The 23,335-nt window shown below is 58.5% G+C and carries 18 protein-coding genes and 1 pseudogene; 6 read left to right on the top strand and 13 right to left on the bottom strand.

Features of this window, described 5'->3' with window-relative positions:
* The 5 genes from ACQR07_RS10280 to ACQR07_RS10260 form a co-directional block, all read right to left on the bottom strand.
* The gene (locus ACQR07_RS10280) at positions 1-870 is read right to left on the bottom strand and encodes an ABC transporter permease (RefSeq protein WP_434902161.1); all 870 of its coding nucleotides are present in this window, start codon (positions 868-870) and stop codon (positions 1-3) included.
* A complete protein-coding gene (locus ACQR07_RS10275) occupies positions 867-1,805 on the bottom strand; it encodes an ABC transporter permease (RefSeq protein WP_434902160.1) in 939 nt (312 codons plus the stop codon). The genes ACQR07_RS10280 and ACQR07_RS10275 overlap by 4 nt, the downstream gene beginning before the upstream one ends.
* A gap of 76 nt (positions 1,806-1,881) precedes the next feature.
* Positions 1,882-3,279 carry an FAD-dependent oxidoreductase gene (locus tag ACQR07_RS10270; protein ID WP_434902159.1) on the bottom strand — a complete coding sequence of 466 codons (1,398 nt, stop codon included), beginning with the start codon at positions 3,277-3,279 and terminating at the stop codon, positions 1,882-1,884.
* Positions 3,276-3,569 (bottom strand): (2Fe-2S)-binding protein, encoded by a 294-nt coding sequence (locus tag ACQR07_RS10265; protein WP_434902158.1) that lies wholly within the window; start codon positions 3,567-3,569, stop codon positions 3,276-3,278. The genes ACQR07_RS10270 and ACQR07_RS10265 overlap by 4 nt, the downstream gene beginning before the upstream one ends.
* The gene (locus tag ACQR07_RS10260; protein ID WP_434902157.1) at positions 3,550-4,716 is read right to left on the bottom strand and encodes an NAD(P)/FAD-dependent oxidoreductase; all 1,167 of its coding nucleotides are present in this window, start codon (positions 4,714-4,716) and stop codon (positions 3,550-3,552) included. Before ACQR07_RS10260 ends, ACQR07_RS10265 begins: the two co-directional genes overlap by 20 nt.
* On the opposite strand from ACQR07_RS10260, the gene ACQR07_RS10255 reads away from it, so the two are divergent.
* Entirely contained in the window at positions 4,689-5,672 is a 984-nt protein-coding gene (locus ACQR07_RS10255; protein ID WP_434902297.1) for a LysR substrate-binding domain-containing protein, read from the top strand. The genes ACQR07_RS10260 and ACQR07_RS10255 overlap by 28 nt on opposite strands.
* Here ACQR07_RS10255 and ACQR07_RS10250 read toward each other — a convergent pair.
* Together ACQR07_RS10250 and ACQR07_RS10245 are read right to left on the bottom strand one after the other, a co-directional pair.
* The gene (locus ACQR07_RS10250; RefSeq protein WP_434902156.1) at positions 5,659-7,239 is read right to left on the bottom strand and encodes an ABC transporter substrate-binding protein; all 1,581 of its coding nucleotides are present in this window, start codon (positions 7,237-7,239) and stop codon (positions 5,659-5,661) included. The two genes, ACQR07_RS10255 and ACQR07_RS10250, sit on opposite strands and share 14 nt — an antisense overlap.
* A gap of 295 nt (positions 7,240-7,534) precedes the next feature.
* The gene (locus ACQR07_RS10245; RefSeq protein WP_434902155.1) at positions 7,535-8,308 is read right to left on the bottom strand and encodes a helix-turn-helix transcriptional regulator; all 774 of its coding nucleotides are present in this window, start codon (positions 8,306-8,308) and stop codon (positions 7,535-7,537) included.
* Between the two features lie 514 nt (positions 8,309-8,822).
* Between ACQR07_RS10245 and ACQR07_RS10240 the strand changes: the two genes are divergently transcribed.
* A complete protein-coding gene (locus ACQR07_RS10240; protein ID WP_434902154.1) occupies positions 8,823-9,596 on the top strand; it encodes an acyl-homoserine-lactone synthase in 774 nt (257 codons plus the stop codon).
* Between the two features lie 183 nt (positions 9,597-9,779).
* Here the strand turns inward: ACQR07_RS10240 and ACQR07_RS10235 are convergent, their stop codons facing one another.
* The 4 genes and pseudogenes from ACQR07_RS10235 to ACQR07_RS10220 form a co-directional block, all read right to left on the bottom strand.
* Positions 9,780-10,178: a hypothetical protein gene (locus tag ACQR07_RS10235; protein WP_434902153.1), complete on the bottom strand. Its 399-nt coding sequence runs from the start codon at positions 10,176-10,178 to the stop codon at positions 9,780-9,782.
* Positions 10,179-10,235: 57 nt separating this feature from the next.
* Positions 10,236-11,963 (bottom strand): hypothetical protein, encoded by a 1,728-nt coding sequence (locus ACQR07_RS10230; RefSeq protein ID WP_434902152.1) that lies wholly within the window; start codon positions 11,961-11,963, stop codon positions 10,236-10,238.
* Positions 11,964-13,927: 1,964 nt separating this feature from the next.
* A pseudogene (locus tag ACQR07_RS10225) lies at positions 13,928-14,112 on the bottom strand (hypothetical protein); the annotation flags it as partial.
* A 455-nt stretch (positions 14,113-14,567) separates the two neighbouring features.
* Positions 14,568-18,206, bottom strand: coding sequence for a hydantoinase B/oxoprolinase family protein (locus tag ACQR07_RS10220; protein WP_434902151.1), 3,639 nt, complete (start codon positions 18,204-18,206; stop codon positions 14,568-14,570).
* Positions 18,207-18,463: 257 nt separating this feature from the next.
* Between ACQR07_RS10220 and ACQR07_RS10215 the strand changes: the two genes are divergently transcribed.
* The 4 genes from ACQR07_RS10215 (at position 18,464) to ACQR07_RS10200 (ending at position 22,051) form a co-directional block, all read left to right on the top strand.
* Positions 18,464-19,060, top strand: coding sequence for a helix-turn-helix domain-containing protein (locus tag ACQR07_RS10215; protein WP_434902150.1), 597 nt, complete (start codon positions 18,464-18,466; stop codon positions 19,058-19,060).
* 104 nt (positions 19,061-19,164) lie between these two features.
* The gene (locus ACQR07_RS10210; RefSeq protein WP_434870222.1) at positions 19,165-20,454 is read left to right on the top strand and encodes an MFS transporter; all 1,290 of its coding nucleotides are present in this window, start codon (positions 19,165-19,167) and stop codon (positions 20,452-20,454) included.
* Between the two features lie 81 nt (positions 20,455-20,535).
* A complete protein-coding gene (locus ACQR07_RS10205) occupies positions 20,536-20,913 on the top strand; it encodes a RidA family protein (protein ID WP_434870221.1) in 378 nt (125 codons plus the stop codon).
* Between the two features lie 7 nt (positions 20,914-20,920).
* Positions 20,921-22,051, top strand: coding sequence for a PLP-dependent cysteine synthase family protein (locus ACQR07_RS10200; protein ID WP_434870287.1), 1,131 nt, complete (start codon positions 20,921-20,923; stop codon positions 22,049-22,051).
* 164 nt (positions 22,052-22,215) lie between these two features.
* Here the strand turns inward: ACQR07_RS10200 and ACQR07_RS10195 are convergent, their stop codons facing one another.
* Both ACQR07_RS10195 and ACQR07_RS10190 read right to left on the bottom strand, forming a co-directional pair.
* Positions 22,216-22,782 carry a class I SAM-dependent methyltransferase gene (locus ACQR07_RS10195; protein WP_434902149.1) on the bottom strand — a complete coding sequence of 189 codons (567 nt, stop codon included), beginning with the start codon at positions 22,780-22,782 and terminating at the stop codon, positions 22,216-22,218.
* A 79-nt stretch (positions 22,783-22,861) separates the two neighbouring features.
* Entirely contained in the window at positions 22,862-23,332 is a 471-nt protein-coding gene (locus ACQR07_RS10190) for a hypothetical protein (protein ID WP_434902148.1), read from the bottom strand.
* Positions 23,333-23,335 lie beyond the last annotated feature (3 nt).

Below are 23,335 nucleotides of genomic sequence, written 5' to 3'. Positions count from 1 at the left end.
CTATTCCCCCCGAAGCTTTGGATCGATGGCGTCCCGCAGAGCGTCCCCCAACAGGTTGAGGGCGAGCACGGTCAGGAGAATCGCAAGGCTCGGGAACACCGCGAGCCACCAGGCGTCGAGGATATTGTCGAACCCTTCGCGAATCATGCTGCCCCAGGTCGGCGTCGGCGGCGGAACGCCCAGCCCGATGAAGCTCAGGGACGCTTCCGTGCGTATTGCGGACGCCATCCACAAAGAACTCATCACCACGACGTCGGAAATGAGATTGGGCAGAATATGAACCCCCATGATCCGGACGGGTCCAAATCCAAGCGCGCGGCCGGCCATCACGAAGTCCTGCTGCTTCAAGGCAATGGTCGGCGCGCGGGCGACCCTTGCAAACGGCGCGATCTCAGTGATGGCGATCGCAATGATCAGATTCTGCAGACTGGCGCCGAGCATTGCCGCGATCATCAGGCCGAGCAGCAGAGCCGGGAACGACAGCATGACATCGAGCACGCCCATCACGAGCTGATCCAGCGCGCCTCCGACATAGCCTGCGACGATCCCGATCGTGCAACCAACCGTCATCGCGATCAGGATGGCGACGAAGCCGACCATCAGAGAGATGCGGCTGCCATAGATCAGGCGCGACAGGACATCCCGGCCGTAATTGTCGGTTCCGAGCAGAAACTCCGCGGACGGCGGCTCAAGCCTGGCAACGATGTTCTGCTCGAGCGGATCGTGAGGCGCAATCACGGGCGCGAATATCGCGACCAACACGATTGCCCCAAGCAACAGCGCGCCGAGCCAGAACAGAGGATTCTTGGAGAAAGTCAGCCACAGGCGACTGGGCTGCGGCATTGCAACCGATACGACCTCGATCGTCATTTGTATTTCACCCGCGGATCGATGAGCCCATAGGTCACGTCGGTCAGTGTGTTCACGACGATGACGCAGATGGCAAAGATGATCATCAGGCCCTCGAGCAGCGTGTAGTCGCGCGAATTGAGCGCACCAAAGATCAGCTTGCCAAGGCCGGGCCGGTTGAAGATGATTTCCGTGAGCACCGAGTTTCCGATCAATTTCCCGAAGTAGAGGCCGACGACGGTCACGACCGGGATGAGGCCGTTACGCAGAGCATGTCGCATGATAAGGCGCGTGGGCGTGACGCCCTTCGCGCGCGCTGTCCGAATGTAGTCTTCGCCCAGCACGCCCAGCATGGATGACCGCGTGACACGCACCACATAGGCCATCAGGATCAGGCCGAGATTCAGTGCAGGCAAGGCGAGGCTTCGCAGCCGCTCGAGGGGATCGGTGCTGTCGGACGTGAGCACCGGGAACCAGCCCAGATGGATTGCGAACACGATGAGCAGGAGGATGCCCGACACAAACGCGGGGAACGACAGGCCCACCAACGAGACTAGCCGCGAGACGTAATCGATCCAGCTGTTGCGGCCGAGCGCCGCCAGAATTCCGAGCGGCAGACCCAGCACGACCCCGATCAGGATGGCGGCCAAGGTCAGTTGGATCGTGGAGGGCAGCACCAGCAAGACCTCCTGAACGACAGTCCGGCCGCTGCTCAGCGACTGCCCGAGGTTTCCTGTGAGCACGTCTCCAAGAAAATGAAGATACTGGATCTGGATCGGCTGATCGAGCCCGAGCCGGGTTCGCATCGCCCGAAGCGAGGCTTCGGTGGCCTGATCGCCGAGGATGACCGATGCGGCGTCGCCCGGAACAAGACGTACCAGCACGAAGATTGCTGTCAGCATCACGAGCAGAGTGGGAATCGCGAGCAACAGCCGCTTGAAGGCGAAGCTGATCATTCGGTTGTCTCGCTCGTTCGCGAAGAGAAGACCGGCTGAGGGAACTGAACTCTTGTCGGCGGACAATGAGAGAGCCTCACAGCACCTCCTCCTCTTGATCGAGAGTCGCGAGCTCTCCGAGCGTCACGGGCTTGAGCGGAGGCCTGACGCGATAGAAGCCGATCTCGCTTGCAGGACGATTCTCCAGCTCCGCGAGGATACGTGTCACGGTGTACCCGCATTGCCGCCCCTGGCAGGGGCCCATCCCCGCGCGTGTGAAGGCCTTGATCTGGTTCGGGCCGCAGCCACCGATCTGCGCCATCGCGCGGATATCTCCCGCAGTGACCTCCTCGCACCGGCATATGACGGTGTTATCGGACGGGCTGAAGATTTGGGAGCGGGGTCTGAACAGGGTGTCGAGGAAGGGCCGCAATGCAAGTTCGCGCGCCAGACTGTTCTGAACGGGCGATGCGTCCTTCATCACGTTCTGCTCATCCGCATAGCCAAGCTTGTCGGCCAGCCTGTGGGCTGCGAGCGCGCCACGATATTGCGCGGCCCTGGCTCCGGCAATGCCCGCGCCGTCACCGGCGACGAAGATACCGGCCTTGGACGTTTCACCCCATCGATCGAGAACCGGCACGTAGCAATCCTGCTGGTCATGCCATTCAACGGCGCAGCCCAGCCCGAGCGGCACATGAACGTTTGGAACGACGCCTTCATGCACGAGCAGATGATCCGCGGGAACGGTCTCCGTCTGCCCATCGGCCGTCCGATAGCTGAGCGATTCGATCCGGTCCGATCCGTGCGCCTGGAGGTCGACGACGCGGCGGACGACGGGCACGCGCCTGTACCGAAGGAGGGTCTTCCAGGCGAGCCCTTTGAGGAGCACTCCACTCGCACGTAACGCCTGCGGCAGATGCTGGAGCGCAGCCCAATGGCTCCCGGCCGGTGTCGTGTCGAGATAGCCGGCGATCTGACCTCCGGCATTGAGCAACTGAACGATGTAGAGCAGCGGCAACGGGCCACAGCCTGCGACCCACACTGGCTTCGCGGGAATCTGGCCAGCCGTTTTCAGCAGAACCTGAGCGGCCCCGACCGTGAGGACTCCCGGCAGCGTCCAGCCTGGGAACGGAGCAGGCCTCTCCTGGGCTCCGGTCGCAAGGACAATGGCCCGCGTCTCTATTGTCCGGGCTTTGCCATCATGGGTCACAAAGGCGCGAAAGCCGGGTTCGACCTGCCAGAGCTGTGTACGAGGCTCGTAGCGAGCGCCGCTGACGCGGAAGGCGTCGGTGGTCGCCTTTCCATCCTGATAAGCTCTCCCAAGGATGGCCCCTCTTGCTGTCGCTGACTGGGTTTCGACCGCGCGCCAGATCTGCCCGCCAGGCGCAGCTTGATCGTCGACGACCACGACGTTCATGCCGTAGCGGCGCGCCGTCACGGCCGCTGTCATGCCGGCTGGGCCAGCCCCCACGATGAGAACATCGGCTGCGCTCATGACGGCAGGCACCGCTTGCGCTGCTGACGCTCGACGGTCATGCCCTCACGCACCGGCGTCATGCAGGTCTGAACCGAGGCAACTCCATCGACCTCGGCAAGGCAGTCGAAACAGGCGCCGATCATGCAATAGGGAGCCCGCCTGCTGCCCTTCACCGGCGTGGGGCGAGACCAGGCGACAGCCTGCCGAAGCAGGACGGCTGCCAGGCTTTCGCCTGGCTCGGCCAGAACAGGCTTGCCTTCGAGATAGATGGTCACGGTCTCGGCCGGCTCATGCAGCTTGCGAAACATCAAAGCGGCTCTGGTGAAAGACATCGAGTGAACCGGGCAGCTGCCCGGCCACGATCGCATCGGCCAGGACGGTGGAATGCAGCGCCGCCAGCGTGACGCCTGAATGGCACAGCGCGACGAAGGCTCCCCGATGCTGCTGCGATTGAGCATAGACGGGGCACCCGTCGGGGGTCATGATGCGCAAGCCAGCCCACTGCCGGACCAACTTCGCGTCGGCCAGGCTCGGCACGATGCGAAGCGTCCGTCGGCTGAGATCTGCCGCGGCAGCCGCCGTCGCCGAGCTATCAAACCCGGTCTCCTCATGAGTTGCGCCAATCATCACGGTGCCTTCCCGGGTTTGGCGCAAGCCACTCGTCGGCAGAGGCAGAAAAGGTTCGAGGCGCTCGGTCACCAGGATCTGCCCGCGCTGAGGCCGCAGCGGCGTTTCAAGACCCACCTGGCGTGCAAGCGCCGGAGACCCGAGGCCCGCAGCGATCAGCAGGCGCGGCGCGCTGACGGTCTCGGTTCCAAAGGCCACCGTGAAGCCTGCCTCGCTCGGTACGATTTGCCGCACCGCAGCGTTGCGCCGCAGATCTCCGCCGAGACGGAGAATTGCGGCGTGAAGCGCCGCAAGCAGCTGCAGTGGATTGGTATGCCCGTCCCGCTGGCCGAAGCTCGCTCCAGCCACGTCCGGCCCCAATCGAACCCGTGGAAGCAGCTTGGTCAGCTCGGCGCGATCGAGCATCTGCCAATCCGCCTCCGCTCCGCCGAGCTGATTGTGCAACCTTTGCAGGTCGGAGCGGCGCTTCTCGAACGCGTCCTCTCCGAGGCAGAACGCCAAGCCGCCATTCTGCTCGTGCTGAAGGTCCAGTCCGGCGAGATCCGTGAGGTCCGACGCAAAGTTGGACCACATGTCGACGCTGCGGCGTGACAGCTGCTGATAGGCCGGCATGTTCTGGCCCTTGCCCTGCAGCCAGACGAGGCCGAAATTCGCCCGCGCCGCGCGATGGTCGCGATCGTCGCCGTCGAGCACCAGCACCCGCTGTTGCCGTCGCGCGAGCCCATATGCGATCGCAGCACCGACCGTGCCAGCGCCGACGACTATTATGTCAGGATGCATCAGATTTCCTCTTGCCCAATATGACGGTAAAAAGAGATATTTGGTCAAAGTCGAATATCTTTGGCTGTATTCTTCAGGGTTATGGGATGGCGCGTCAGATCAATCTGAGACAGGTCGAGGCGTTCAAGGCGGTGATCGAGAGCGGCTCGATCAGCCGAGCCGCCTTGATCCTCAACATCTCTCAACCCGCGATGAGCAAACTGATCGCTCATCTCGAAGAGGATACGGGGCTCAATTTGTTCGACCGCGTCAAAGGCCGCCTTGCTCCGACCGAGCGCGGCATGCGGCTCTACAAGGAGATCGATCGGATTTTCGCCGGTGTGCGCCAAGTGGAGAATGCCGTCGAGGCGATCCGCCGCGAGGAGCAGGGTCAGCTCCTGATCGGAGTCCTGCCGGCGTTGTCGCGCTCGTTCATCCAGCAGGCGACCATGGGTTTTCTGCAGCAACACCCCAACGTGTTCTGCTCGGTCAAATCACGCAGCTCGGAATGGATCGTGGACTGGCTGGTCACGCGCAAGCTCGATGTCGGTCTCGTCAGCTCGCGGATCGACAACCCCTATGTCATTGCCGAGCCGTTGACCCAGCACCCGCTCGTCTGCATCATGCCCATCGACCATCCCCTGGCCCTGAAGAATGTCGTCGAGCCGGACGATCTCGACGATATTCCGTTCGTCTCCTTCGATCCCGAGAGTCAGGCGGGTCAGTGCATTGCGACCATGTTGGACGCCTACAATGTCAGACCCCGCATTGTGCTCGTCGCCAATGTCTCGCCGACCCTCTGCGAGTTCGTGGCCGCCGGTCTTGGCGTCTCGCTGATGCATCCCCTGATGTTCAGCGGGCTTCGGGACCGTCTGGCCATCAGACGCTTCGAGCCGGCCTTGCCCTACGATTTCCAGCTGTGTCGCATGCGCGATAGCCGCAATGCGCATCTCGTCGAGGCGTTCCTCCAGCAAGCGCGCACCACGGCTGCACGGCTCTCGCAGGAATCCCTCAGCGCGGCATGAGCGTCGTCGTCTCGGTGATCGGCGGCCCGAGGTTCATGGCTCCCTTGAGCTCGTAGCCGTAGTTGACGCGCTTGCTGTGCCCCCAGACCTGCTGAAGCTCGAACAGCGGAACAGAGCAGACAGCGTCATGGATCTTGCGCTGAGCCTCCTTCCACAGCTCCTGCTGCCGCTCGACGCTGCCTTCCACGCGCGCCGCCTGGATCTCGGCATCTGCGACGTCGCAATGAGAGAAATTCGCGACCGCCGTCGGCGTCCCAATGCTCGAGCGCGAATGATAGAACTCGGTCAGATAGGTGTCGGCGACCGGAAATCTGGCGGCGCCATAGAACACCAGGGCGCTGGCATTGCCGCGAATCTGGCTCTGATAGGTGGCGTGATCGACGACGCTCATATCGAGCTTGATTCCGGCCTTTGCGAGCTGGCGCTGGATGATTTCCATGGTTGGCAGGATGGCGGAGATGTTGGACACGACGACCTTGAGCGTCAGGCCGTCCGCGTGGCCCGCTTCGGCCAGAAGCGCCTTGGCCTTGACCGGATCGTAGCCGTAGGCACCTGCTGAGCAGTCCTCTCCGATGTAGCCTGGCGGCACGACCGAGCAGCCCTTCAGACTGACGGACTTGCCGACGAACTGCACGAGATCGTCGAAATTGACAGCAGCAGCGATCGCCTGTCGGACCCTGAGGTCGTTGAGCGGCGGAATGCTGGTGTTGATGTGCAGCGTCCGAAACTCTCCTGGACGGAAGACATCGACGACCATGTTGCCGCGCTGGCGGGTGGTATCGACCCAGCGCTGCTCGCGCCGCCCCTGGATGACATCGAGCTCTCCGGACGAGAACGCGAGCTCGCGGGCGCTGTCGGAGGGGATCGTACGGTACATGATGGTGCTGATCTGCGGCCGGCCGCGGAAATAGCCCTCGTTTGCGGCCAGCTTGACGTGCCGCTGTGTTTCATGCTCGGAAAACGCAAAGGGGCCCGTGCCGACCGGGTGCGCGGCGAACTTGTCTCCGAGCTCCTCGGCTGCCCGTTTGCAGACGATGTTTCCGCCGTGATAGTTGGACAAGCGGCCGAGAAAGTTCGGATCCGGGTACTTCAGGGCGATACGAACCGTATGCTCGTCGACCTTGGTGATGCCCTCCACCGGAGCGAAGTCCGCAGCGAAGCTCGACCGGCTGGAGTCTGCAGCCCGTGTCAGGGAGTAGACGACGTCGTCTGCGGTGAGGCTGCCCCAGTCGCCGTGAAACTTGACACCCTTGCGGATGAAGAAGGTCAAGACTCGCCCGTCCGTCGACGTCTCCCAGCGTTCGGCGAGATCGGGCTCGAGATCCTTGGGGTCGGCACTCCCTGGCTTGAAGCGAACAAGTCCGTTGAACATCAAGCCGATCACCGGCTTGTCGGTGCTGGTCGTCGCGCGATGCGGATCCAGCGTGGTGACGTCCGATCCGCCAGCGCCGATTTGCAGGGTGCCCCCCGGCGCGGTCTCGGCTGCCGACAGATCACCGGCGGCGTTCACCGTGATCGCGAGGAACACGGCCAATAGGCCGACATACTTCAGCTGGACGCACGTCATCCGCCACCTCGCCCCTCATCCCAGTTCTCAGGCTGGAAGAGTCCTGCAGCTCTGTCAAAGTCCGAAATCAGGGAGGCCCATTCTGTGGCGTTATGGGCTTCTGGTGAGCTCAGCCGTGGATCCAGATCAGGGCCCGACCTCTGGCGGCGGACGGGCGGGACATCGTGCAGGGCGGACCGTGCAGGGCAAACTGTGCTGGCCTCCTGTGCTGGCCTCATGACGCGAACGCGCACCGTGTGCGCTTCCACGCCGGCCGCGGAACGTCGCTTCGCTGCAATGGCTGTGCGGGGTGGCTTCAATCGGCGCCGTCGATCCACTCCGAAATGGACGAACCGGATAACCCAGGGATCTCGATCAGACCGAGCCTGATCGCCTTCACGACGGCAACCGTCCGGCTGTTCGTGCCAAGCTTCCTCATGGCCTTCTTCAAATGGAAGTTGATGGTGTTTTCGCTGATGTTGAGAATGATTCCGATGTCCCAGGAGGATTTTCCGTCCGCGGTCCATTTCAGGCATTCGCGTTCGCGCAGCGACAGCTTGATCGCCGTATTGTCCATCACCGGTCGGGACAGCGCGCCGAACGCAACATGGAACTGACACGCCAGGGCATGAAGATGCCGTGTCTGGCGGACAGGATCAGCGTCAGCGAAGCGCGATGCAAAGGACAGAACGGCGATGCGTCCCGACGGCCCGAACAATGGCACGCTCACCCCGTGGTCGAGGCCCGCTTCACGGCTTTCGTGAATGACCGATCGCTCCGCAGCTTGCAGCCCCTTCTGCTTCAGCAGCTGATCCCACGTGAAGGGTCCGCTGTGAGCCGCCGCTCGCCTGACGACCGGATCGATCTCGTGGTACTTTCGCTGGAAATAGTGCTTGCACCAATCAAGCGGAAAATTGAGAGCGATCGCCGGCATCGGCAGCTCTGTCAAACGCACGGTCTCTTCGTAGTTCAGGGCGCCATAAGCCACCTCGCCGAAGCCTTCAGCGGCAGCAGAACAGACGAGAAGATCGAACAGGTCCGACAGCGACTGCGTGCGGTTCGCACAATCGATGAAGCTGAAGAGGTCCATGGCTACCTCACGGCAGCCAAAGCTGCACGAACGACTGGCCAGATGTGATCGAGAATGCGAATCCGTTCCAACGTCGCGATCGGCAACGGTCCGCTCTCGCCCCCCGGCCTTCACCACGGCGAGAAGCAGGCGCCTGCTCGTCCAGAACTTCATCACAATTTGAGGTAGAATTTTCCATCATACACGCTGTCGGGCAATTGACGATCCCATGCGATGAATCGATCCACGCGAAGGCTTCTGTCTTCGCACACAGCACCGGCCGCTCAGGCAGCGCCTGCTAATTCAGGATGACCCGTTCCGTGCAACCACGGTAAGCCTCGCACAAGTCAATAACTCCGCCACATTACAACTCAGCATTGCATTTAATTGTAAATGATATTGGAGCACCAACAGACGTTGTCGCCGGATACGGCGGCGCGGCCGGTTCAGAACGAGCAGCTACTCGACTAGGTAGCTCGCTGGCTGACGCTGTGCCGATTAGTCTGCGCCTCATCGTCATGTGGCCTGCTGGAAAATGCCGATGCGTACGCTTTCGATCAGGTGGGAGACCGTCCATCGCCATGGCGAGGCGTGGATTTCGCACCATCGGCTGCGCTACAGGATGTTCGTCGAGCGTCAGGGCTGGTCGGTGCCTCATCATGAGTGCATGGAGTATGATGAATTCGATACGCCGGCGGCGACCTACATCATCGTCGTCGACGAGCACGATCAGGCTCTGGGCACCGCGCGTCTGATACCGACCACGCGCCCCTACATGGTCGAGCAGTTGTGGCCCGACCTGGTCGAAGGCCTGCTGCCGCACTCCGACCAGGTCTGGGAGGCGTCGCGTTTCGGCTGCGATCGCGCGCTCGGCGCCGTCAGACGGCGCCGCGTCATCGGTCAACTGATACAGGCCTGTCAGGAATTCGGCGTGGTCCACGGGATCACATCCTATCTCGGCGTGATGCCCAGCTGGGTGTTTCAGAACGTCATCGCGGCTCATGGCTGTCCGGTCAAGCCGCTCGGACCGACGACGTCGCTGCACGGGCACGCCATCGAAGCTGCCTCGATCGAAGTCTCACCAGTAGTTCTCGATCGCGTTCGCGCCAGTACGGGACTGCGGCAGGTTCTGCAGGACGCCGAACGGCTCCAGGGAGGCCCCGTGTCCCTGTCTCCTGCTCTCGCAGGCGGCATTGTCCCTGAGCCGGAGGAGGCTGACCTGCATCTTGCGGCAGGGGCTTCGCATAGGCCGTCGAGAGCGCAAGAACCTCATTTAGCAACAACTCGTTGCATCAGGTCCTTGAAGTAGACGCGATAACCGGGCACGTAAAGAGGCTTGCTGTCGCATTTGCCGACATGGACGCATTGGCTCGATCTCCTCTTGAGTTCGAGGCCGCCTTCGCGCAAAACAAAACACGATGAACTTCACCCTCTGTCATTGAAATTGTCGTGTCTCACTTGAGGGGTGCAGTCCGGCACTGTCGCCGTAATGCTATGAAAGAACGAGTGCTCGAGCACGCTCATAAATGAAGTTAAGAATGGAAACGATCGTTCCAAGTCCGGCTGAGAACATGGCCGTCCAACCTGCTTTGGCAGATGGTACCGTGCCAATCCAAATCACCGCACAAAGAGCGAAAAAGAAAACAATGGTGCTGACAAAATCGTTATACTTCGCCATTGTGTAGTAAATTCTCTTTCCTCGTCGGCACTTGTCGCGACTTTCGTCCGCTCTTGGGCTAACACCACGGATCCTCGGTCTCGCACGAAGTGTCTGAAATTTATTCTGCTCATACTTATAGACAAGCGACCTCATATCCAAGAAGCGGTATGCGGAAAATGCAATCAAGGACAAAACCACCAAGTCTTCCAGTGACAGTTCAAGCCAGCTCATCCTCTCCCCCAAGCCAACCGAAACATCGAGATCGTTATTCAATATGCGGGCAACCCGCTAGTAGTCGCTTCCAGCAGTCGCGATAATCCTAGAACCACATATACCTAACCCACACAGATATACGACACCGCTGACTAATAGCGCCCCCGGCGCAGCAATCCAGTAGTACGCATCCGTGGGCTCGACAGCCGCCACTCCAGCATATATAACAAAAAACAACGTAAAGCCCACGCCAGAGGCTGGCACCGCCCAAAACACAAGTCTACGCCATCCATCTGTATGCAGCGCTATGCCGCAAAACATCGGAAAAGTAACGAGGGGGGCGAGCGCCATTAGCACTCCTATCGCCCCGATCATTGCACCTACAATTTGCGTAACGTTTTGCGTCAGAAGATCGATGGCGATCACCAATACTGATATCAGCCCCCCCAAACACCACATGAAACGTGCTCGAGCATCGACGCTCTCAGACCGCTTCATATCCATCCCATAGAGCGCAGCACTCGCCACAAACAACGTATTCAGCGTACTCATTGCGATAGCGATTATACCCGACAAAAATAGAGCAGCGCACAAGACAACTAAACTCGAGCCGTCTGCAAGCAAATTTCGAGTTGCCTCTGTCATGACGTCTTGCGCAGGATTCTCAGCGATCTTCCTTAGCTCTGCGTTCTGGTCCGACAAGAAGGCACCAACCAGGAGGGGCAAAACATAAGTTAAAGCAGCTTCGACAAAGTAACCTCTAGTTCCGGGCAGTCTTTTCTTGGCATCTACAATCTGCGCTGAGCCTAGATCGCGATATATAGCTCTATTCCGCAGCCATAGAGAAAAATCTACATAGCGAAATACAAGTGCAGGAGCTACTGCTGCCATCATCATTGTAGTGATCGCAGACCAAGTCATATCCTGCGTGAATGCAGAGAACTTTTTGTAGCTAAATTCGGAAGAAAATTTTGACGGTTGCACAGCACTAAAGGCTGCCCAAACTGTGAGGCCTGTTGCTAGGCATACGACGGAGTTTATCAGCAGGGTCTGCCGAGGCGTTTCTCGATACTTTATCATATCGCGAAATCTAAGCACTATTGCGATTGTCATTAGGCATAGGGCTACAACCAATGTAGGCTGCAAGCCGTCACCATTAAGACCTTTCTGGGCCAATGCAAAGATAAGTGAATGGATTCCGATATAGGCAACAATCAAATACCATTGGTCTGATTGCAGCGCAGTCTTCTGGCCACCTTTGAATGTGAACCAAATCAGAAAGAAGCAAATCATGAAAACAAACAAATAAAAATAGAGCCTCCCAAAGCCAAGAACTCCGTGCAGAAAGTGCGCCAAAAACGTAAGCTCAAATGCGATGAGGAGGCCAAATCCAACTAGAGAAATCGACGCTAAAACTGAGCGTGACGAGCCTAGAGAGTGAGCGTTTCCTATGAAAGAATGTAGGCTTGCATTCGATTTAAAGACAGCATGCCCTTTCTCTAAAAACTTCCAGTGCATGTATCCGCCCACAAAGAAACTAATGGCATTTAATATAGGAACAAAGAAATTTCCGATCACGCCAAAAAGCACATTAGGATAAACCGTCAATAACTGAAAATCACAGGCAATGTTCGAATTATTGACTTTGCTAGCTCTATCAATCTCATCATTACTTACATTTCTGCCGTCTTCGTAGTCTAAAACGTTTGCGCTTGCGGAGCGCTTCCGAACCTTATTGAACTCGTAGTACAAATAGGGAGCAAACGCCAGAATTAGCCCGAACATCACTGCTGCTATTGTCATTTGCCCCCCAACTAAGCCTAGCACGAAATTTAGGAAATTTTAACGAGCGCTATTCGAGCGCAATCGTGACTGCGAACTCTTTGGGAGGCTATTCCTCCCGCGCTGTATGAAGCTATTAACACTTGAAATAATGCGTTCAACGAAAGAAAGACTTGGAAGCTGCGCCTCGTAGTCAGAATCAAACGAAGAAATGCAATCCGCGATATCGCTCGCACATCGTCGGAGGTCTTCGTCAAAACTCTCGGCCGAAACATCCTCAGTTTTCGGTATCAGATGACTCGTGAATGCCGCCAATCCGAGAAATGCGTCGCATCTCTTCCGCTCATATGAGCCAGGGAGTAGCAATTCCCTCTGCTCCTTGAGGTTTTGCGTCAAGATGAATAGCTGATCGTGTTCCACAGCGATCTGAGCAGTTAGGCTGCGGCCTGTTTGTCTGGCCTTAGCCTTGATTGCTGAAGCCACGCCATCGGCGTACTCCACGAGCCCTGACTCCATCTTTGGATCGAATCCACACCAAACCATTCTGAAAGCCCTACATGTGGGAATGTGCGATCGATGCACGATCGACCTTTGAGCAAGATTTTACGTCAATCCGTGGCTTTTTGCTAGTTCGGACCTTGGAGGCTGTTCAGTTCTCGTTGGATCGAGTATGGCAGAACGGTCCTCGTGATCATTTCAGGTGTCGCGGTCATTTTGACAGGCGCTTGGGGAGCCTAAAACCCTCAGCCTCCCGGGTGTAGAGCTCCTGAATCTCTGCCGCAGCGGCACTGACATCAAGATCACCCCCATTTCCGCGTGACGTTTACTTGGACGGCATTTGGGATCATGGTGACGCTGCATTTTTCTGTGCTCCGCCTGGAGCAGACTCCAAGCAAAGGCCGCTCGCTGCGCTTGGCATAATTGAACGATATCCGCGAATCTGATGTCCGCCACCACGTAAGGTCGACCGGTTGCGCTGGCCGCAAATTCTGAATACCAGAAAAATTGTTGACACCGCCCCCAAATCAGTGGTCTTATCCAGCCATCCCGCCCGCACTGAGAGGGGCGTATCGCGATCGTCACGGGACGTTGCGGCGGGGAGCGGTGGACGCGGGGCGACGCAGCATCTCCTTGGGGGTGCGGACGAACGTCGTTTTGCGGACGGTCAAGCCGTGTGGTCCCGACACCCCGACGCTGGTGTCTTGGTCGGCGACGATGTCGATGACGGGGGCAAGCAAGCCGGTCCCCTGGGAGAGCACGGAGCAGCCGGAAGCCCATCCGCACAGGGAAGGCCGGGTTGTTTCCGGCTGAGCCTGTGGTTCCTGCCCCGTGCATTTCTTTCGCACGGGGGCCATGGGTGCCAGTCGGCACTCGGCCTTCCCTGCGCCCTCTCTTTCAAGAGGACGCCAGATTGCAGCACAGCTCGGGGCGATCAGGCCTGCGAGATCGTGGCCGCATGGGCGGGAGCGAAGCTGCGACGTGCAGCAGGCTGTTTGACAGGGTTGATCGGAGATCAGAGAGCGGGGCTCAAGCGAGACTTGGGGGGGCTCAAACGCCCGGCTTCGCCAAAGGGCTACGCCGGGCACGCTTCGCCCTTCGGGCTACTTGCGGCTGCGCCACGCGTAGCCCGAAGGGCGAAGCGTGGTGCCCAGGGGCGGAATCGAACATTTGCTCATCTCGCTGATCTTACATAGATTTTGTTTATCATTCTCCATAGTGTACCCGTCAGTGTACCTAGAGCTTTCTGTAGGGCGGGGGTCTTCACAAGTTGTTTCAATCTAGCCGCTGGCTTCGATACCGCCATTCGTTCGCCATGTGCCCCATATCGCCGAGGCCCAAGGTGGGCACGCGATAAACCTCAACGTCCGACATCGTCTCGTTGGCCGAGCTTCCCAAAGCGGACCTGCTGGACGATCAACCATAGGCACTTCGCAACACGCCCACCCGTGCGATCGGGGCGGCCGACACAATGAGTTTGGGGAGTTCACGTCGCCGATCCGCGCCGCCTCCTTGGCGGGTTCGCCGACACGTTCGTTGTGTCCGCCGCGCCTGCTCCATCGCGTCGCCTGCGATCTGCGCGGAGACCTCGACCTGACGGCTGATCTCGTCGATGGAGAAGGTCATCTCCTCGGTCGCGGGCACCGACCGAATGCACATTGGTCGATGCAGCTGGCTCAACTCGGGCCGGTGTCGATTAGCCGCTAACCGGCCAACACGGCCGTCTTCGCGTCGGGGGCGCAGCTCATCGTGCCATTGATATCCTCGCATCCGAGCGCGATGCCGAACATGCGTTGACGAACCGAACGTCGCCACCTCGTGCTCGATCAAGTCCTGGCGACGCTCGTCGTGGAAGCACCCCGGCGATCGATGCGCCAGTCCGATCGCGCAATCCGTGCCCCCCCAGCAGCAATCGGCCGGCATCCGACGCGATCGCCCCATCGTCGATGCCAGCCACAACTTCCCGTCTTTCGAGGTACCCCTCCGCCGAACAGGTGCAAATTCGAATAGATCTGCGCTACAATCTGTCGGCAGCGGGGTGCTCTCCGGATCGACTGAACGTCCTCCTCGTAGAGACCTTTCGCTGATTCAGCGCCTCGATGCGTCGTTTTCGGCGAGATATCCGGGCTAGTCCTGCCTGGCGCCGTAGCCACCCCCGCCGGGGGTCAGGATCTCGAAGACATCCCCGACGTTCATATGAGTGGCGTCGCAGCTGATCAGATTTGTGATCGCACCGTCAGCTCTCACAACGCGATGTTCTCCGATCGCTCCGGGATCGCCACCTTTCGCACCGGCCGAGGCTATAACCCGGCGATTTGATACAATCGCCATGTCCAGCGCCGCGAGGAAGCGTACACGTCGCTTCGTGCCCTCGCCTCCCGACCACTGACCTTTCCCGCCAGAGCCCTCACGGATGCTGAACTCCTCTAGCAGAACCGGGAACCGTAGCTCGAATACTTCCGGGTCTGTCATCAGCGAGTTCGTCATATGGGTGTGAACCGCCGACGCGCCATCGAAGCCGTTACAAGCTCCTGCGCCGCCGCAAATCGTCTCGTAATATTGATACGTGTCATTGCCGAAGGTGAAATTATTCATGGTTCCCTGCGATCCGCCTACTATGTCGAGCGCACCGTAGAGAGCGTCCGTCACCAGCACCGAAGTCTCTGGGTTGCCAGACGACACCGCCGCGGGGTGTTCCGGAGAGAGCAACGATTTTGGCGGAATTACAACTTCGATCGGCCGCAGACACCCTGAGTTGAGAGGTATATCCCTGTCGATCAGCGTCCTGAATACATACAGCGTCGCGGACCTCGCGATCGCCGGTGGCGCATTGAAATTTGTCTCGACCTGAGGGCTTGTTCCTGTGAAATCGACCTTGATGCTTCTCTTCTCCTTGTCCACCGTGATGCGGACAGAAACGTGATGGCCCATATCATGCTTGCAAGTGAATGCCCCCTCCGGAATTTGGTCGATGATCGCTCTTAGCTCCTGTTCCGAAACATCCTGGATGAAGCCGCCATAGGCAGCCACAACGGCCTCCGAATATTCCAGGATCAAACGCTTCAACTCATCGCCGCCGCGGATGCAGGAAGCAACCTGCGCCTGCAAGTCGATAATGTTCTGCTTCGGATTTCGTGCCGGATATCGAGCCGTCGTCAGCAGACGAAGCAGCTCGTCATGGGCGAACGCTCCTTTGTGAACGAGGCGCATCGGCTCGATGAGAGCGCCTTCCTCGTATATGTCTCTGCTGTCGGGAGGGAGAGAACCTGGCGTCTTGCCCCCGATATCCGCCTGATGGCCGCGCGCTGCCGTGTAGAATAGAACCTCGCTACCATCTGCGTTGAACACAGGCATCACGACCGTGACGTCCGGCAAATGCGCCCCGCCCTTGTAGGGCGAATTGAGGACGAACAGATCGCCAGGCTCCATACCGTCGCCGAACTCCCGCGCAACGACGTCTACACTCTCCGACATCGCGCCAAGATGGATCGGAATGTGCGGGGCGTTTGCGATGAGGTTGCGGCTCTTGTCGAAGATGGCGCAAGAAAAATCCAGACGCTCCTTGATGTTCACCGAATGGGCGGAATTCGCCAGGGCGTGGCCCATCTGATCCGCGATCGAACGGAAGCGATTGTTGAATAGCTCTAGATGGATTGGATCGGCCTTATGCGGATCGACAGAAGTTGATCGCGCCTCTCCAACATAGTCGATCTTGAGGGCGCCAGTAGCGTCCTTGATCGCCCGCCAGTCGACGTCGACGACAGTGGTTGAGAACGGGTCTATGATGATTGCAGGGCCGACAACTTCCGAGTCTAGTCCCAGTTGATCATACTTGTAGACGGGTACATCCTGAAAGCGCCCGTTTGCGTACATCCTGGTACGATCGAAAGCCACCGCGCCGCTTCCGGTCGCCGTAGCGATTGCCGCGGCTGCCTTGATTGCCGGGCGATGCGAGCCAGCGGCTTCGATCGTGACGGACTCGATAATGACGTCAGAATGCGGGAGCCCGAATCCGTAGTGTTTCTCGTGAAGGGCCTCGAAAGTCTGGCGCAAGGTTGCGAGGGACTCGAACACGACCTCCAGACCTGAACTGGCGCCTTTGTGGCGGACGACCGCTCGCTGGATGACAACGATATCCGCGCTTCTAACACCCTGCGATACCAATTTCGCCTTTGCCTTGTCTTCGAGACCTGCCATTAGCGACGGCAGCCAATTCCTCTCGTTCGCGTCGAACACCCTTTCCACTGTTGCGGCTTCCATCGCGCGAATATCGGCGATCCCCATGCCAAATGCCGAAAGCACGCCGGCTAGGGGATGGATGAAGATGCTGCTCATATTGAGTTTCTCGGCGACCTTGCAGACATGCTGACCTCCGGCTCCACCGAAGCAGCAGAGAGTATACTTCGAGAGGTCATACCCGCGCTCTGTCGAGATCTTCTTGATGGCGTTCGCCATGTTTTCGACCGCAATGTCGAGGAAGCCCTCTGCGCAATCGTACTTCGTTTTTGCGTCTGTAGCGTCCGCGTTCACTCTTAGGGTCAGCTCGTCGAACAGCTCGTTCGGCCTCACTTCGTCCAGCAGTTGATCCCCGTTCGGACCGAAGATGTTGGGAAGATGTCGAGGCGGGATACGGCCGAGTAAGACATTGCAATCTGTGACCGTGAGCGGGCCCCCGTTCCGATACGACGCCGGCCCCGGTACAGAGCCAGCCGACTTCGGACCCGCCTTAAAACGCCTCCCGTCGAAGGAGATGATCGACCCGCCACCGGCTGCGACGGTATGAATCATCATGATCGGTGAGCGAACGCGCGCGCCGGCGATCTGGCTCTCTGTCGTGCGCTCGAAATGGCCGGCATAGTGCCAAACGTCCGTAGACGTTCCGCCCATGTCGAAGCCGATCACGTTGCCGATGCCGGCCGCCTTGCAGGTGGCCACCGCGCCCACGATCCCGCCGGCGGGCCCTGACAGAACACAATCCTTGCCCTTGAATTGGGAGGACTCGATCAAACCGCCGTTGGACTGCATGAAGAATAGCGGCACCGCCCCCAGCGCATCGTCCAGTTTCTTCTTGTAAGCGCTCAAAATCGGCGTGAGATAGGCATCGACAACCGCAGTTTCCGCTCGTCCTACGAACTTGATCATCCCGCTGCATTCATGAGATGTAGAAATCTGCGTGAACCCAATTTCACGAGCGATACGGGCAACGGCCATCTCATGTTCGGGAAACCTGTACCCGTGCATGAAGGCGATCGCGCACGCTCTGTAGTTCATGGCATAGGCGCTCTCGAGGTCACGCCGCACTCTTGCTTCGTTGAGACTGACAAGCACAGAGCCATGGACGTCCACTCGTTCATCAACCTCGACAGTTGAGGAATAGAGCTGTGACGGCAGCTGTATGTTCAAATCGAACAATTTTGGTCGGTTTTGATATCCGATCCGGAGCGCATCTCTAAAGCCCGATGTCGTGACAAACACCGTTGGCGCTCCCTGCCTCTCCAGAAGGGCGTTGGTGCCGACGGTAGTGCCCATGCACACCGCTTCGACGAGGTCAGGCCCGATCTGATCGCCCTTGGAAAGTCCGAGGATTTCATGGATTCCGCTAATGGCGGAATCTTCGAGGTTGTTTACCCGATTGGAAAGTATCTTCTTGACACGCACGTCGCCATTCGGGGCCCAAGCGACGATATCTGTGAAAGTGCCACCTCGATCGATGCCGAAAAGATAGCCTCCGACATTTGCCCGAGCAGTCGAACTGGTCTTTTTCATCTTTTCCTCGCGGCTTTCGTAAGCTCACGGAAGATGATTTCTTCGCCCGTCGGTTTGCCAGCGCGTATATATTCGTATGCCCATCGGCTGAATGCTGCGCCCCCGTGGCAAATGGCTCCAATACGCGGTCGCATCCCGCCGTAGAGCGAGGTGGGCGACATTTTTCTGCTCGATTTTCGGTTCGTTTCTTGCATGATGCCGTTGGGCTACGTCGCCCCAAGCCGCTGGAACCATCAAAACCGAACAGGAGGAAGCGCATGCACTGGGCAAGTCAACTTAAGCGGTATCGCCGCAACAATGGCCTGACACAAATCGCGCTCGCTGAAATCCTCAGTGTAGAGCAGGCGACAATTTCGCGTTGGGAACGTGGGGTTCACGAGCCCGATCTGGGCTTTCAGAAGCGACTACGTTCGCTGATTTTCGGCCGCGGCATTAACTCCGATCATTTCATAATGCAGAACGTTTTGCATTCACCGTTCGCAGTCAAGATCGCGAACAGGCATGGGCAAAACCTAGCTGCTTCACGTAGCGCCGCCGCGCTTCACGGAGTCAACCAGTCCTTTCTCGCGACTGCGAACTATAGACCTTTCTTTACCGAGCCGCTCGAGCGTCATTGGAAATTGGCGATCGAGTTCGGCTTTTTCGACGGCGATCTAGCCAGCATAGAGGTCTGCAATCCCTGGATGCCGATTGGCGGAGGCGTCGAGAAACTTTGCGTTTCATACTGGATTCCCGCACAGCTTTCCGATGGGGAGATCGTTCTGATCAGCGATTTCAGGGTGATGTCGGACGACGATTCCGGCGCGATCGAGCGGCAGCCGAGCTTCAATGCTCGCGCTATGGAGCTTATCTGAGCAGCAGTATACGCATATATACGACCTAACCCCTTGCTTCTGTGCAGGTAGCCTCTGGACTTGCGGGAACCTCACGAAGACCCGCCGCCAGGGGAGACATGGGCATGGTGCAATTTGTAGGTGAAGCTGGATCTTCGAAGAAGGTCCGGGGCGTTATCTGGTCTTCTTTTCTGGGGACTACGCTCGAATGGTACGATTTTTTCATCTACGGCACCGTTGCGGCCCTCGTTTTCAACAAGCTTTTCTTCCCCAGCTTTGATCCAGCCGTTGGCGTGCTGTTGTCCTTTGGGACGTTCACAGCCGGCTTCATTGCACGTCCCTTGGGCGCCCTGATCTTCGGTCACTACGGAGATACGCTGGGTCGCAAACGCATTCTCGTGCTGACAATGTTGCTGATGGGCTTGGCTACTGTCGGGATCGGACTGCTGCCTACGTACGACCAAGTCGGCGTTGTCGCGACCTGCCTGCTTGTCATCCTTCGATTGGCTCAAGGATTGGCGCTGGGTGGCGAGTGGGGTGGCGCCGTCCTCATGGTCGCGGAACATGGAGACTCGCAACGCCGAGGACTGCAGACGAGTTGGGCCCAGATCGGCGTCCCGGCAGGCAATCTGCTTTCGGTAGGGGCGATCGCGGCCATGTCCGCTATGCTGCCAGAAAAGGAATTTCTGTCGTGGGGTTGGAGGGTGCCTTTCCTGCTAAGCGGGATTCTGATCGCGGTAGCGCTATGGGTACGGTCCGGCATTGACGAGTCGCCAAAATTCATGGCGCTTGCTGGCGAAAAGCGGACGAGCTCCAGGCCGCTGATCGACCTGATCAAAGGGCACCCAAGATCTCTTTTTGTGGCGTGCTTTATCAGAATCGGCACCGACGTCGCCTTTTACATCTTCTCGCTGTTCGTTCTTACCTATGTCACCGGGACGCTGGGCTTGAGCAGGTCAGTCGCTCTTCAGGGGGTTCTCGTCGCGTCTGCGATACAGATGTTCACGATACCCTGGTTCGCATCGCTTTCCGATCGCTTCGGCAGGCAGCCGATCTTCTTGGTCGGCTCAATCGGCGCAATTGTCTGGATATTCCTCTTCTTCCCATTGCTTGGAACAAAGGATCCGCTCCTGATCACCACCGCGATTTGCGTGGCGATGACGTTCTGGGCGCTGATGTACGGCCCATTGGCCGCTCTGATTTCGGAGCTATTCCCGACGCACGTGCGTTACAGCGGCATCTCGTTGGGCTACCAGCTCGCAGGAATATTTGGCGGAGGACTCGCGCCGCTAATCGCGGCCGCGCTCCTGAAAGAGTATCAAAGCCCCACAGCAGTCGCCATCTACGTTGCCGCTGCCTTGGCGTTGACTACGGTCGCGGCTTTCCTATCGCGCAATTATGATCATGCCGGGTGAGCATACCGGGCCGGCGGAGTGAGACCAGCACGTTCGCTACCAGAACGCCGCCGCCAGACCACCAACCTAGGACGAACTCAGATGACGCGTGTACACACTGCAACCGCCCCCGCGGCGATCGGTCCCTATTCTCAGGGCTACGCCATCGGCGGACTGCTCTTTGTCTCCGGGCAGCTTCCGATCGATCCTCGGACTGGCACCATTGATGCGAGGGAGGCGAGCGAACAGGCCCTGCAATGCCTCCTCAACATAAAGGCCGTCGCTGAAGCGGCCGGGACTTCGCTCAACCGGACCGTAAAGACGACCATTATGCTAACGGATATGTCGACCTTCTCGTCCGTGAACGAGGTGTACGCACGCTTCTTTATCGAACCGTACCCCGCGCGGGTTTGTTACGAGGTCTCGGCGTTGCCGAAAGATGCAGCTGTTGAAATCGACGCCATCGTCGCGCTTTCGTGAGGCCCGGATGTTGCTCAAGTCTCAATCTGATCGTGAGTGGACAAGGCACGCTCTCGAAATCTTGAACGGCGATAGGAGGCGATCGGCCGACACCCATCTGGTCAATCCGATCTTCAGGGGTTTACGCAATATTGCAATTTACCTGAAGGACGAAACGACGCACCCGACGGGAAGCCTAAAGCATCGTCTGGCACGCTCGCTTTTCCTCTACGGAATTTGCAACGGCAAGATACGTAAAGGTACGACGCTTGTCGAAGCATCGTCCGGCTCAACGGCCGTGAGCGAGGCTTACTTCGCCAATCTCCTCGACCTTCCGTTCATCGCCGTGATGCCGAGCATGACGAGCAGCAAGAAAGTTGAAGCCATTAGGCGCTTTGGAGGAGAATGTCAGTTCGTCTCCGACGCGTCGAAGGTTTACGACGTGGCGCAACGCTTAGCGAAGCAGACCGGCGGCTACTATCTTGATCAATTCACATTCGCTGAACGCGCGACTGATTGGCGCGGCAATAACAATATTGCCGAGAGCATTTTCAATCAGATGTCCGACGAGCAATTCCCGGAGCCGAAATGGGTTGTGATGAGCGCTGGCACGGGCGGAACGGCGACGACGTTAGGTCGATATATTCGTTATAGGAATTTTCACACCGGACTCTGTGTCGTTGACGTTGAACGCTCCGCCTTCTTCGAAGCATTCAAAACCGCCGATCGCGAGGTCACGTGCGACGCGCCATCCCGTATCGAGGGTATCGGCCGCCCCCGTGTCGAGCCTTCGTTTGTTCCGGAGGTGATCGATTGCATGATAAAGATTCCGGACGCCGCCTCGATCGCTGCCATGCGGGTGCTGTCTGATCGGCTATTCCGGCGCGTTGGAGGCTCTACAGGAACGAATTTTTACGGGGTCTGCTGCATCGCTGCGCAGATGCTTGCCAAGGGGGACAGCGGTTCAATCGTCTCTCTAATTTGCGACGGCGGTGATCGCTATACCGACACCTACTTCAGCGACGATTGGTTGAAGGGACAAAATTTGGATATTCGACCGCATGTTGAGGTCCTAACGAGATTTTTGGACGAGGGCGCTATGCACCCCTTCCACTCCGCCGACTCCGATCTCTCACGACCGATCGCTCATTGCGCGTGAAAGACGCTCGTTCCTCACAGGGCCTGCGTGCTACGCATGTGCGGCCGCGGATGCGGAGCGCAAACAGAACAGGGGAGTACCGAAATCAACTCTGCGCGCAAAGCTTGGAAATGTGAGTTGCGTTGACCATGATGCTCAACTAGCGAAAATGGACTACGGTGCAGTTATCTAGGTACTCGACAGACGATTGCCTGGCCTTTCAGGCAAGCCACTTGTTCGATGTCAACGAAACTAGCGGCTACCATGTCCTTCGCCAGACCGACCGTACTGCCACCTGAAGGCGGTGTGAACGAGCAGAGGAACGGCGAGCCGGGCCGCAGGACGCGCCTCAGTTCCTTGAGTCCCGCCAGCCGGTCGGGCCAAAAATGCAGATTGTCCATTGCCAGCGCCGCATCGAACGAGGCGGCGGCGAAAGGCAGCGCATCTACCGTTCCCTCGATCAATTTTATCCGTCCTGCGCGGATCGCGGTCTCATTTCTGAGACCAGCGCGTCGGTGCATCAACCTTGATGGATCAACCCCGGTCACATGACCCTGCGGCACTGTCTGTACCAGAATCTGCAGTGCTATTCCGGGACCAAACCCGATCTCGATTACTTCGTCGGTTGGTGTGAGCCTGAGATTTGCAACTGCTTCATTGGCCATTCCATCACCTAACTGCTCCATCAAATCGATACCCCGCTCGCCATCAATACCCTCGGGGCGTACGAACATTCGATAGAGATTGGGCATAAGCGGCTTCTCGTCTGACGAGCGGCTGCGGCCCGGGGTTACCGGGGCCGCAGCCTTTTTCTTTCGCAAGACTCAAGGATTAGTGTTCAACCGGAATATAATCCATCCCGTTCGGATAGTAGACGAAGAACACGCAGTCCTCTTTGCTAAGGCACTTGTTGATATGCTCGGCCTTACCGGGCTGGAACCAGTACCCGCCCGGAGCAATCGGCTTCGCTTCGTTGTCAGGTGCAACCCGGGCGGATTCGGTACCGCTCAACATCACGGCCCAGTAGTCCGAGCTATGAATATGCGTAGGTGAAACACCGCCTGCGGGCACTCGGAACAGGCCCGCAAACGGCTTGCCGATGACGCCTGGCTCACCAGAAACAACAGCCATAGCCGGGCCTTTGTCGCCCATTTGGGGGATCATCGGAAACCATTTGACATTTTCAGGCGCAGTGATTGTCGGTGCGGGTGCATTCACCTGGGACACGGCGCGGGTCGTTGTCGCTCCAAGCATAAGCAGGCTTGAGACGGCCAGCGCCAGGGTAGATACTGTCATTTTCATGGT

Origin of the sequence: Bradyrhizobium sp. HKCCYLS20291, from assembly GCF_051167715.1 — a bacterium.
In the GTDB taxonomy this organism is placed as follows: Bacteria; Pseudomonadota; Alphaproteobacteria; order Rhizobiales; family Xanthobacteraceae; genus Bradyrhizobium.
Note: the sequence above shows the minus strand (reverse complement) of the source record. Positions and strands in the feature narration are given on the sequence as shown.